The organism is Blautia sp. HCP3S3_D9 (genome assembly GCF_052063845.1).
Lineage (GTDB): Bacteria > Bacillota > Clostridia > Lachnospirales > Lachnospiraceae > Blautia_A.
Genome location: NZ_JBQHWS010000110.1, coordinates 1 through 11,574 on the forward strand (window position 1 = coordinate 1; position 11,574 = coordinate 11,574).

11 protein-coding genes and 1 pseudogene are annotated in these 11,574 nt (G+C 41.4%); all 12 read left to right on the forward strand.

The genetic code is table 11. The features are described from left to right. The coding region (locus ACTNES_RS16120) for a DUF6783 domain-containing protein (RefSeq protein WP_441040101.1) at nt 1–102 on the forward strand (102 nt) is incomplete at its 5' end. A 19-nt stretch (nt 103–121) separates the two neighbouring features. Then, on the forward strand, nt 122–1,654 hold the full coding sequence (locus ACTNES_RS16125) for a YifB family Mg chelatase-like AAA ATPase (protein WP_441040095.1): 1,533 nt from the start codon (nt 122–124) through the stop codon (nt 1,652–1,654). Between the two features lie 20 nt (nt 1,655–1,674). Next, nucleotides 1,675–2,622: a DNA-processing protein DprA gene (dprA, locus tag ACTNES_RS16130; RefSeq protein WP_216460315.1), complete on the forward strand. Its 948-nt coding sequence runs from the start codon at nt 1,675–1,677 to the stop codon at nt 2,620–2,622. Between the two features lie 205 nt (nt 2,623–2,827). Further along, nucleotides 2,828–4,900, forward strand: coding sequence for a type I DNA topoisomerase (gene topA, locus ACTNES_RS16135; protein WP_216460316.1), 2,073 nt, complete (start codon nt 2,828–2,830; stop codon nt 4,898–4,900). A 372-nt stretch (nt 4,901–5,272) separates the two neighbouring features. Continuing rightward, nucleotides 5,273–6,061: a GTP-sensing pleiotropic transcriptional regulator CodY gene (codY, locus tag ACTNES_RS16140; protein ID WP_216460317.1), complete on the forward strand. Its 789-nt coding sequence runs from the start codon at nt 5,273–5,275 to the stop codon at nt 6,059–6,061. Between the two features lie 401 nt (nt 6,062–6,462). Beyond that, nucleotides 6,463–6,747, forward strand: coding sequence for a co-chaperone GroES (gene groES, locus ACTNES_RS16145; protein ID WP_441040096.1), 285 nt, complete (start codon nt 6,463–6,465; stop codon nt 6,745–6,747). 38 nt (nt 6,748–6,785) lie between these two features. Further along, nucleotides 6,786–8,405, forward strand: a complete 1,620-nt coding sequence (gene groL, locus ACTNES_RS16150) for a chaperonin GroEL (RefSeq protein WP_441040097.1) — start codon at nt 6,786–6,788, stop codon at nt 8,403–8,405. A gap of 306 nt (nt 8,406–8,711) precedes the next feature. Further along, complete coding sequence (locus ACTNES_RS16155) at nt 8,712–8,909, forward strand: hypothetical protein (protein WP_441040098.1); 198 nt, start codon at nt 8,712–8,714, stop codon at nt 8,907–8,909. Between the two features lie 2 nt (nt 8,910–8,911). Next, nucleotides 8,912–9,547 (forward strand): zinc ribbon domain-containing protein, encoded by a 636-nt coding sequence (locus ACTNES_RS16160; RefSeq protein WP_441040099.1) that lies wholly within the window; start codon nt 8,912–8,914, stop codon nt 9,545–9,547. A 23-nt stretch (nt 9,548–9,570) separates the two neighbouring features. Beyond that, nucleotides 9,571–9,636: pseudogene (locus ACTNES_RS16165) on the forward strand (zinc-ribbon domain-containing protein); the annotation flags it as partial. Nucleotides 9,637–9,657: 21 nt separating this feature from the next. Continuing rightward, on the forward strand, nt 9,658–9,924 hold the full coding sequence (locus tag ACTNES_RS16170; RefSeq protein ID WP_441040102.1) for an RNA polymerase sigma factor: 267 nt from the start codon (nt 9,658–9,660) through the stop codon (nt 9,922–9,924). Continuing rightward, a complete protein-coding gene (locus ACTNES_RS16175; protein WP_441040100.1) occupies nt 9,911–11,470 on the forward strand; it encodes an RNA polymerase sigma factor in 1,560 nt (519 codons plus the stop codon). The genes ACTNES_RS16170 and ACTNES_RS16175 overlap by 14 nt, the downstream gene beginning before the upstream one ends. The last annotated feature ends 104 nt before the right edge of the window (nt 11,471–11,574 follow it).

The window sequence follows — 11,574 nt, forward strand, 5'->3', positions numbered from 1 at the left end:
AAATCTCCCACAAATTGTGACGCACATCTTGCAGAAAGCCTTTTTCAAACATGCTCTAATGAAATAATTAGGATGCGCATAAATATCCGGGGAAATTTATGACGGCAGAAAGGAGTAATTTTTGTTTGCAAGTGTATTATCAGCTGCAATCTTTGGGGTAGAGGTATGCCCTGTCCAGGTAGAGGCAGATGTAAGTAATGGATTACCTTCCTTTATTATGGTAGGTTTTCTGTCAGCTCAGGTAAAAGAAGCTCAGGACAGAGTCCGCACAGCGCTGAAAAATAACGGTTATCAGTTTCCGCCAAAGAGGATAACTGTCAATTTCGCCCCCGCAGATATGAAGAAGGAAGGGGCAGGGTTTGATGTGCCGGTGGCAGCAGCAGTTCTGGCGGCTTTTGGCATGATCAGTCCCCAGGTTATCAGTGGAGTTATGATGTCAGGTGAGATTGGTCTGGACGGAGAAATCCATGGAGTTTCAGGTATTCTTCCGATTGTATTATGTGCCAGAAACCTTGGATGCAGATTTTGTGTAGTTCCATATGACAATCTGAAAGAGGGCAGACTGGTCTCTGATGTTCCGGTAGCAGGAGTAAAGAATTTAAAAGAACTGATTGATTGTCTCCTGGATCCGGAGCCCTTTCTTAAAACAGAAACAGAAGAAAACATACCACTATCGGCAGAAAAAGAGAAGAACATGGATTTCTCCGATATTGAAGGGCAGGAGAGCGCCAAAAGAGCCGCTGAGATTGCAGTGAGCGGATTCCACAATATCCTTTTTATCGGTTCACCTGGAACAGGAAAAACCATGCTTGCCAGACGGCTTCCTACCATTATGCCGGGGCTTGGTTTTGAGGAGAAACTGGAACTTACCAGGATTTACAGTATCGCAGGGCTTTTGTCCAGGGAACATCCTCTGATCAATGAGCGCCCTTTTCGCAGTCCTCATCATACAAGTACTCCTCAGGCTATCGCAGGTGGCGGTCGTAATCCCAGACCGGGCGAAATCACTCTGGCACATAAAGGTGTTCTTTTTCTGGATGAAATGCCGGAGTTCTCAAGGGCAAGCCTGGAACTTTTGCGCCAGCCTATGGAAGACAAGGTGATCCAGATAGCCCGGGCCAGTGGAACATATAGCTTTCCGGCAGACTTTATGTTATGTGCAGCAATGAATCCCTGTCCCTGCGGCTATTATCCAGATTTGAATAAGTGTACCTGCACTTCTGGTGAAATCAGTCATTATATGGGAAAAATCAGCCGACCGCTCCTTGACAGAATTGATATCAGTACAGAAGTACCACCAATATCTTTTGCCCAGCTTCATGGTGGGAAAAGAGGAGAAACTTCTGCAGTGATCCGAAAAAGAGTGGAAAAGGTACAGAAAATTCAGGAAGAACGCTACAGAGATGAAGAAATTAATTTTAATGGACAGCTTGGCAGCCGCCAGATTGATAAATACTGTCCTCTTACAGACGGTGCATCCAGGCTTCTGGCAAGGGCATTTGATCAAATTGCATTTAGTGCCCGTTCCTATCACCGAATTATGAAAGTAGCCAGAACCATTGCGGATATGGATGACGAGGAAATCATCGCAAGCCACCATATCGGTGAGGCATTATCATATCGGGTGTTTGATAAAAATTCTGTCATAAAATAAGTATCTGCGAGGTATTTTATATGGAAAGAACTGACATGAGAAAGAACAATACTGACGGAGATAATATAAAAGAAAATAATGCAAAGGAAGACAAGAATGCACAGATTCGTTGTGTTGAAAAATCAAGTCCGGAATATCCTCAGATTATGAAACAATATCCATCTATGCCCGGAAAACTTTATGTCAGAGGACGTTTTCCTGATCCAGACAGAAGAACCGTAGCCGTGATTGGTGCCAGAATGTGCAGTCCTTACGGCAGAATTCAGGCTTTCCGTTATGCAAAGGCATTGAGTCAGGCAGGTGTCCAGATCATCAGTGGTATGGCTCTTGGAATTGATGCAGAGGGACATAAAGGTGCACTGGAAGGCAGGATGCCGACTTTTGCGGTGCTTGGAAGTGGTGTAGATGTGTGTTATCCAAGAACAAACCGCAAATTATATGAAAGGATTCTTTGGGAAAATGGTGGCATCATCAGTGAGTGTCCGCCTGGTTCTGAGCCTGCAGCCTGGCATTTTCCGGCCCGCAACAGGATCATCAGTGCATTGTCTGACGCTGTTCTTGTAGTAGAAGCAAAAGAGAGCAGTGGATCCCTGATCACTGCAGGGTTTGCACTGGAGCAGGGAAAGATGGTTTATGCGATTCCGGGCGCTGTCACAGATGTTCTCAGCAGAGGATGTCATAAGCTGATCTATGATGGAGCAGGAATCGCATACTGCCCGGAAATCCTGCTGGAAGAACTTGGAATTTCCTCGTCGAAAGTCACACAAACAGAGGAAAAAAACAACTTAGGACTTGCAACTGATTTGAATATGGTGTATAGTTGTCTCGATTTACGACCAAAAAATCCCGACTATATTGTGAGAAAAACGGGCTTTTCACCGGCTCAGGTAAGCAATTGTCTGGTGGAACTGACACTGCGGGGGCTCATAAGAGAGTGCGGGAGATACTATTATGTAAGAAGCAGTTAACACCGGATGAAGCAGAGTTCACTGTCCGGTTATGAGTAAGCTGCGGGGTGGATAGGTATGTCTGCCTGATTCATATAAACAGACGTAACGGTTCAGTATTTTAACCAAATAAATTGCGGAGCAGTTATTTGGCTATGAGCAAGTCACTTGACGTAGATTGCTGAACAATTACAAACAGACATAGATTACGACTAGGAGAGGTAGCATGGCGAAATATCTGGTGATAGTGGAATCACCTGCAAAAGTGAAAACAATTAAGAAATTCCTTGGTGCGAATTACGATGTGGAAGCTTCTAACGGACATGTTCGTGATTTCCCCAAGAGTCAGTTCGGAATCGATGTAGAACATGACTTCGAACCCAAATATATAACAATCCGTGGAAAGGGAGAACTTCTTGCAAAACTTCGCAAGTCAGCAAAGAAAGCAGATAAGATTTATCTGGCAACTGACCCTGACCGTGAAGGAGAAGCAATTTCCTGGCATCTGATGCAGGCATTGAAAGAAGACCCTAAGAAGATGCACAGAATTACTTTCAACGAGATTACCAAGACAGCAGTAAAATCTTCCATTAAACAGGCGAGAGACCTGGATATGGATCTGGTAGATGCACAGCAGGCAAGACGTATGCTTGACCGTATGGTAGGTTACACCATCAGCCCGCTGCTCTGGGCGAAAGTCAAGAGAGGTTTAAGCGCAGGCCGTGTACAGTCTGTTGCACTTCGTATCATCTGCGATAGAGAAGATGAGATCAATGCATTCATTCCGGAAGAATATTGGAGCCTTGAAGGAGAATTCCAGGTAAAAGGAGAGAAGAAACCGCTTCAGGCTAAGTTCTACGGAACAGATAAGAAAATGAACATCCACAACAAACAGGAGATGGATGAACTTCTTGCATCCCTGCAGGATAAGGAATACGAGATCACAGAAGTAAAGAAAGGTGAGAGGATCAAGAATGCTCCGCTTCCGTTTACTACCAGTACCTTACAGCAGGAAGCAGCCAAGACACTGAACTTCTCCACACAGAAGACCATGCGTCTGGCACAGCAGTTATATGAAGGAATTGATATCAAGGGAAATGGCACTGTCGGTGTGATCTCTTACCTGCGTACTGATTCCACACGAATCTCTGAGGAAGCAGATGCAGCAGCAAGAGAATACATCACAGCTCAGTACGGTGAAAATTACGTTTCTCAGTCTGAGAAAACTGTGAAGAAAGGACAGAAGATCCAGGATGCTCATGAAGCAATCCGTCCCACAGACATCAGTCGTACACCGGCACTTCTGAAAGAATCTCTATCCAGAGATCAGTTCAGACTGTATCAGCTGATCTGGAGACGTTTTGCAGCCAGCAGAATGGCTCCTGCGAAATACGAGACCACATCTGTAAAGATTGGAGCAGATGAATATATCTTTACAGTTTCTGCATCTAAGATCGTATTTGATGGATTTATGTCCGTATACACAGATGAAGAGGATCAGAAAAAAGGGAATGTGCTGAACCAGAGCCTTGAGAAAGGTATGAAATTGACACTTAAGGAACTGAAACCAGAGCAGCATTTCACACAGCCTCCTGCACATTATACAGAGGCATCCCTGGTTAAGACCATGGAGGAACTGGGAATTGGACGTCCAAGTACTTACGCACCGACCATTACTACCATTATCAGTCGTCGCTATGTGGCAAAAGAGCAGAAGAATCTTTATGTCACAGAGCTGGGTGAGGTTGTCAACAACATTATGAAGCAGGCATTTCCAAGTATTGTAGATGTAAACTTCACAGCAACTATGGAAGGTCTTCTCGACTGTGTGGCAGCAGGCACTGTCAAATGGAAGACGGTAGTCAGCAACTTCTATCCTGATCTGAAGAAAGATGTAGACGCAGCAGAGGAAGAACTTGAGAAAGTTGATATCCAGGATGAGGTCACAGATGTGATCTGTGACAACTGCGGCAGAAACATGGTTATCAAGTATGGTCCTCATGGACGTTTCTTAGCATGTCCGGGATTTCCTGAGTGCAGAAACACCAAGCCATATTTTGAGAAAATCGGAGTTTCATGTCCGAAATGCGGGAAGGAAATTGTTCTCAAGAAAACCAAAAAAGGACGTAAATACTACGGATGCGAGAACAATCCGGAATGTGATTTTATGTCCTGGCAGAAACCATCCGCAAAGAAATGTCCAAAATGTGGAAGTTACATGGTGGAAAAGGGGAACAAGCTCGTTTGCAGCCAGGAGACTTGTGGATACGTTGAGCCAAAAGACGCAAAAGAGGAATAAGCTTTTTAAGATAAAATATAATAAAGTCAGCAAATACAGGAAGAAGATCTCGCTTTTTCCTGTATTTTTTTGCTTATATGTCCGGATTTAGAACTACAAAAATATTTATTGGATAATATTTGTAAAAGGAATCTATTTTCAGAAAAGAAAAAATAAATTAAAAAATAATAAAATTTGTCTTGTAATTTGGCGGTGAAACGTGTAGTATTAAAGTACGAGTAATGTTAATGACCAAGTATGTCTGAATCTTCTTTCATAACAGAAGAAAATTACTGTTCATTCCGTGAATCGTGTCAGAAAAGATGGTGTTGTTCACTTTGTGATCAGTAGAGAAAAAGACTTCAGATATATGCAAGGCGAAAGGAGGACTATATGAGCGTTCAGTTGCTGGATAAAACAAGAAAAATAAACAAACTTCTGCATAACAGCAGTTCCAGCAAGGTGGTATTTAATGATATCTGCCAGGTTTTGATGGAAACATTGAGTTCCAATATTCTGGTTCTCAGCAAAAAAGGAAAGGTTCTGGGCGTCAGTTTATGTCCGGGTGTAGAAGAGATCACTGAGCTAATCGAAGATAAGGTTGGCGGATATGTGGACTCATTATTAAATGAGAGATTTCTTGGCGTACTGTCAACAAAAGAGAATGTGAATCTTCAGACACTGGGATTCGAGCATGTGTCAAGCAGTTATCAGGGAATCATCAATCCGATAGATATTGCAGGAGAGAGACTGGGTACAGTATTTATGTACCGTTATGACAGACCATATGATATTGAAGATATTATTGTCAGCGAATATGGAACTACCGTTGTCGGTCTGGAGATGATGCGTGCTGTTCATGAAGAGAATGCAGAGGAAGACAGAAAGCAGCAGGTAGTGAAATCTGCGTTTAATACTTTATCATTCTCTGAACTGGAAGCAATTATTCATATCTTCGACGAACTTGACGGAGACGAGGGAATCCTGGTTGCAAGTAAGATTGCAGACCGTGTGGGAATCACCAGATCCGTAATCGTAAATGCATTAAGAAAATTTGAAAGTGCCGGTGTCATTGAATCCAGATCTTCCGGTATGAAGGGAACCTATATCAAGGTTCTTAATGAAGTGATCTTTGACGAACTGGAAGAGATTAAAGCACAGAGAAACAGTAAGAAATCCTGAGATAAATAATCTGAGAAACACAAAATAAGAAAGACTGTCTGTCATTTTTGACAGATGGTCTTTTTTAGGTTGCGGAAACCTTTGCTACAGATGTGAATTTTGCCAACAGGATTCTTTTTGAGAAAGTGCTGTAAAAACTAAAATTATTTGCAAATTAAGAAAATGAAAGAAAAAAAGAGAATAAAAGAGTAAATAAGAGAATATATTTTATTTTGTAATGATAAAAGAACTTGCGAAATCAGGCCGTTTTCAATAATATAAGGACAGTGATTAGCACTCAAGGTAAATGAGTGCTAGCAAAAATCGGCAAGGTTAGACAGAGCGCCGAAACAGTTGCCGGAATTCAATACAGAGGAAACGGTAACAAAATTAAGTTGAAAAATAAAGGAGGATCATAGATCATGACATTAGTACCTTTAGGTGACAGAGTTGTATTAAAACAGGTTGAAGCAGAAGAAACAACAAAATCCGGAATCGTTCTTCCAGGACAGGCACAGGAGAAACCACAGCAGGCAGAAGTAGTAGCTGTAGGACCTGGCGGAGTTGTTGATGGCAAAGAAGTAAAAATGGAAGTTGCTGTAGGTGATAAAGTTATCTACTCCAAATATTCAGGAACAGAAGTAAAAATGGACGGCACAGAATACATCATCGTAAGACAGAACGATATTCTTGCTATCGTTAAATAATTATAGAAGACAGAATTTAAACAGGAGGTCATATTATCATGGCAAAAGAAATTAAATTCGGCGCAGAAGCCAGAGCAGCTCTTGAAGCTGGTGTAAATAAATTAGCTGATACAGTAAGAGTAACATTAGGACCGAAAGGAAGAAACGTAGTTCTTGACAAACCATACGGTGCTCCGCTTATCACAAACGACGGTGTTACAATCGCAAAAGAAATCGAACTGGAAGATGGATTTGAAAACATGGGAGCCCAGCTGATCAAAGAAGTTGCTTCCAAGACAAACGATGTAGCAGGAGATGGTACAACAACAGCTACAGTTCTTGCACAGGCTATGGTTCATGAAGGAATGAGAAACCTGGCAGCAGGCGCTAACCCGATTATCCTGAGAAAAGGTATGAAGAAAGCTACTGATACAGCAGTAGAAGCAATCAAAAATATGAGCCAGACAATCAGCGGCAAGAAACAGATCGCAAACGTTGCATCTATTTCTGCAAGCGATGAGACAGTTGGACAGTTAGTAGCAGACGCTATGGAAAAAGTTTCCAAAGATGGCGTTATTACAGTTGAAGAATCCAAGACAATGCACACAGAACTTGACCTTGTAGAAGGTATGCAGTTCGACCGTGGATATGTTTCCGCATATATGTCAACAGATATGGAAAAAATGGAAGCAAATCTGGACGATCCATACATCTTGATCACAGACAAGAAGATTAGCAATATTCAGGAAATCCTTCCATTACTGGAACAGATCGTAAAAGTTGGTGCTAAACTTCTCATCATCGCTGAAGATGTAGAGGGTGAAGCACTTACAACTCTTATCGTAAACAAATTAAGAGGAACATTCCAGGTAGTAGCTGTCAAAGCTCCTGGATATGGCGACAGAAGAAAAGAAATGCTTCAGGATATCGCAATCCTTACAGGTGGTCAGGTAATCTCCGAAGAACTCGGTCTTGAACTGAAAGATGCAACTATGGAACAGTTAGGACGTGCAAAATCTGTTAAAGTTGCAAAAGAGAACACAGTTATCGTTGACGGTATGGGTGACAAAGATGCAATTGCAAACCGTGTTGCACAGATCCGTGGACAGATCGAAGAAACAAAATCTGAATTTGATAAAGAAAAATTACAGGAAAGACTTGCAAAACTGGCTGGCGGCGTAGCTGTTATCCGTGTTGGTGCTTCCACTGAAACAGAAATGAAAGAAGCTAAACTTCGTCTGGAAGATGCTCTTGCAGCTACAAGAGCAGCAGTTGAAGAAGGTATCATCGCAGGTGGCGGATCTGCTTACATCCACGCATCCAAAGAAGTTGCAAAACTTGCAGCTACTCTGGAAGGTGACGAGAAGACAGGTGCAAACATCATCCTGAAAGCTCTGGAAGCTCCTCTGTTCCGCATTTCTGCAAACGCAGGACTGGAAGGTTCCGTGATCATCAACAAAGTAAGAGAATCCGAACCAGGAATCGGTTTCGATGCTCTGAACGAAAGATACGTAGATATGGTAAGCGAAGGTATCCTTGACCCTGCAAAGGTTACAAGAAGTGCCCTTCAGAACGCTACAAGCGTTGCTTCTACATTACTTACAACAGAATCTGCTGTTGCAATCATCAAAGAAGACAATCCGGCACCGGCTGCTAACCCGGGAATGGGAATGATGTAATTTTATAAAAAATAATACGCAGAAAAAATAAAAAAAGCGTTCCATGAATCATATGATTTGTGGAACGTCTTTTTTTGTAGAAAAATATGTTTAGAAAAAAATTATTGGAAATATTACGGTATGTATTCATAGGCTTTGGAAAAATATGCTATAATTCATTTATGTACATAAATAGTGCCATCCATCTGAAAAAACGGTTATTCGTCAGAAAAAGCATCTTTTTTGAAAAAAAGTTATAAAATATCGATAAAAATAAAACCAGTCTCTTTTCTGAATCGTCTATAGATCAGAGAGGAGAGAATGCCTATGACAGATAACAGTATCAGAAAAATGATCACACACACGATCGATACCCTGCCAGTGCCATGGGAGCAGTTATGGGTGATATTTCGGAGAGTCATACAGTTGATGCGGGACCCCCAAAAAGCAATTGAAGAAAAAACAGAGAATCAAAATGAATCGAAAAAAGTAATCAAAGAAGAAAATGAAAGAAGGAGGAAATGATTATGTTCTGTTCAAAATGCGGAAGTGAAATTAAAGAAGAAGGTGCGATGTTTTGTTCAAATTGCGGACAAAGACTTCAGATGGGAACACAGGTACCACCTGTATCTGCTACGAAAACTAATATTAAAACAGGTTTTAAATCAAAATCAAAGAAAAAGATAGCAGCTTTGGCGGTAGCAGGTGTTGTAGTGATTGTAGGAGTTACTGGATTTTCGAATCGTAGAACAGTTATTGATATGAATGATATCTATGATGTAGTTGAGGGTGGATATGATGGATTTGGAACTGTGAGAGCAGATTTCAATCCGGAAAAATTTATGGAGGAGTATAAAGATAAAATAACTTTAGATAAGAAAAGTGCAAAAAGATGGTGTAAAAAAGAGTATAGTAATGCTGACGATGAAAAGGAAGCCTATGAAACGTTATGCGATTATGATGATGTGACATCACACTTTTGCGATATACTGGAGTATTGTGCTGATATAGGGACTGGAGAAAATGGAAAATGGAAAAATGGAGATGTTGTAGAATTTGTAAATGAAAATCAGGATACTTTTGATACGTTAGAAGAACTTTATCATTGTAAATTTAAAAAATTAAAAAAGCATAAGGTAACAACTTTATCGTATATGGGTTAATTTAATTTCAAAAGGAGAAAAATATGTTTTGCACGAAATGCGGAAATCAACTTCCAGAAAATTCTAAATTCTGTAAGTACTGTGGTAATCCCGTCAGAAGGAATCAGAGCTTGCTGGAGCGAGCCCGCAACCAGGAAGAGGATGCCCTTGCAGAAATATATAACCAAAGCAGTTCTGCGGTATATAGAGTAATCAAAGTTCTTGTAAAAGATGAAGATACCGTATACGATATTTTACAGGATACATATGTAAAAGCATTTACCAGATTGGATCAGCTTCAGGATGAGAGTAAACTGGTTCCATGGCTGAAAATGATAGCAAATAATACAGCCAAGGACTTGCTGAAGAAATGCAAACCGAGATATGTCCGGAGATAATGAATCAGATGACCTCTCTTTCGAGGAATCAATCGAAGACGAGCGAACAGATCTGAATCCGGAAATGGCAATGGACGAGAAAGAGGTATGCCGCCTTGTTCTTGAAATTCTGGATCAGCTGCCGGAAGACCAGCGACTGGTCATAGGTATGTTTTACTATGAAGAAATGTCCGTAAAAGACATTGCGTTCACTCTTGGAGTCAGCGACAATACAGTAAAGAGTCGCTTATCTTATGGTCGGAAAAAAGTAAAAGAACTTGTTCTTGACTTGGAAAAGAAAGGCACAAAACTCTACACAGCTGCACCATTTGCATTCTTCCTGTATCTGCTGCGCAGACTGGAAAGTGCACCGGCAGATCCGGCGGAAATGGGTGTTTTACAGAGTGTTATGGATGCCTGTATAGAACCGGCACAGTCAGCAGGTTCCTGGAATACGACAGGTACCGCAGCCCGGGCAGGTGCAAAGGCGGCAGGAGCAGCTGGTAAAACAGCTGCCAGACACCTGAGTATGAAAGTGGCTGCAATTGTACTTACCGGGGCAGTTGGCGCAGATGGAGTTTACGGTGTTGTGAAGAATGCGGATAAATTACCGTTTATCCATGAACAGACATCTGAGTCAGAGAATGAATCTTCAGAAGAACAGAAATCAGTGGAAGCAGAACCAACTAAGGAGCCGGAGGAAACGGCAGAGGTAACAGAAACTCCGGAACCGACAGAGTCACCGGAGAAAAAAACAGAAGCATCGGAAGAAACTAAAACAGACGAGAATACAGAAGAAACACGAACGGAATCTGAAACAGATGAGAATACAGAAGAAACTCAACCGGAATCGGAACCAGATAATGAACAGGAGCAGACTGCTGAGGATACAGTGGATTATTCAAATTATCCTGAGTATCCAATGTATAAAGAGACATTTGAAAGTATGGCATCAAATCTGGAGTTTTCAGGTCTGAACAGATCTATAGTGGAAATTGCATTGTATGATATAGATCAGGACGGAACGAATGAACTGCTTATTTCCCATGGAACATGTGAAGCAGACTGGCAGGTGGAGATATACACATTACTGAACGGTTCTGAAGTCAGCATGATTGGAACTGTAGGTTCACATGTGTCTTTATATGCGGCGCCTGATGGAAATGGAATTTATTCTACATTCGCTAAAATGGGATATGAAAGTGCTGACCGTATTACAAAAAATGGAAATGCAATTGAACAGGTTGAGGTTGTGGCAAGTCATGAGATTGCACCGGATGCAGAATATACAGAATATGATAATCCTATTAGATTTTTTAATATCGCACAGGAATGTTATGATGGAACAGAGGAAAAAGAAGCAGCATTAAATTTAATTGCAGGCACCTGGTATACTGTGGGTGGAACGCCATACAATCTGAAAGCAGAATTTTCAGGAGATGATATGAAAGCATATCTGCCGGATTCAGCAGAAATCTATTTTGAAAGAATTGTTCAGACGGTTTTTAAGACAAGTTATGGATATTTCTATGTGATTGCTGATTCAAAAGATAATTTTAGTAACTAAGACTTCCCATACCTAAAATGGGCTTCGCACCTTGAAAATTCAATACTTCAGCTAACAAAATAGCGATTTATGCCACCACAGCCTCTGGATGGAGTGCATTACGC

What these genes read in the sequence shown, in the direction of transcription:
- groES (WP_441040096.1), top strand. Translation starts at nt 6,463, where the DNA reads ATGACATTAGTACCTTTAGGTGACAGAGTTGTATTAAAACAGGTTGAA.
- groL (WP_441040097.1), top strand. Translation starts at nt 6,786, where the DNA reads ATGGCAAAAGAAATTAAATTCGGCGCAGAAGCCAGAGCAGCTCTTGAA.
- ACTNES_RS16155 (WP_441040098.1), top strand. Translation starts at nt 8,712, where the DNA reads ATGACAGATAACAGTATCAGAAAAATGATCACACACACGATCGATACC.
- dprA (WP_216460315.1), top strand. Translation starts at nt 1,675, where the DNA reads ATGGAAAGAACTGACATGAGAAAGAACAATACTGACGGAGATAATATA.
- codY (WP_216460317.1), top strand. Translation starts at nt 5,273, where the DNA reads ATGAGCGTTCAGTTGCTGGATAAAACAAGAAAAATAAACAAACTTCTG.
- ACTNES_RS16160 (WP_441040099.1), top strand. Translation starts at nt 8,912, where the DNA reads ATGTTCTGTTCAAAATGCGGAAGTGAAATTAAAGAAGAAGGTGCGATG.
- topA (WP_216460316.1), top strand. Translation starts at nt 2,828, where the DNA reads ATGGCGAAATATCTGGTGATAGTGGAATCACCTGCAAAAGTGAAAACA.
- ACTNES_RS16175 (WP_441040100.1), top strand. Translation starts at nt 9,911, where the DNA reads ATGTCCGGAGATAATGAATCAGATGACCTCTCTTTCGAGGAATCAATC.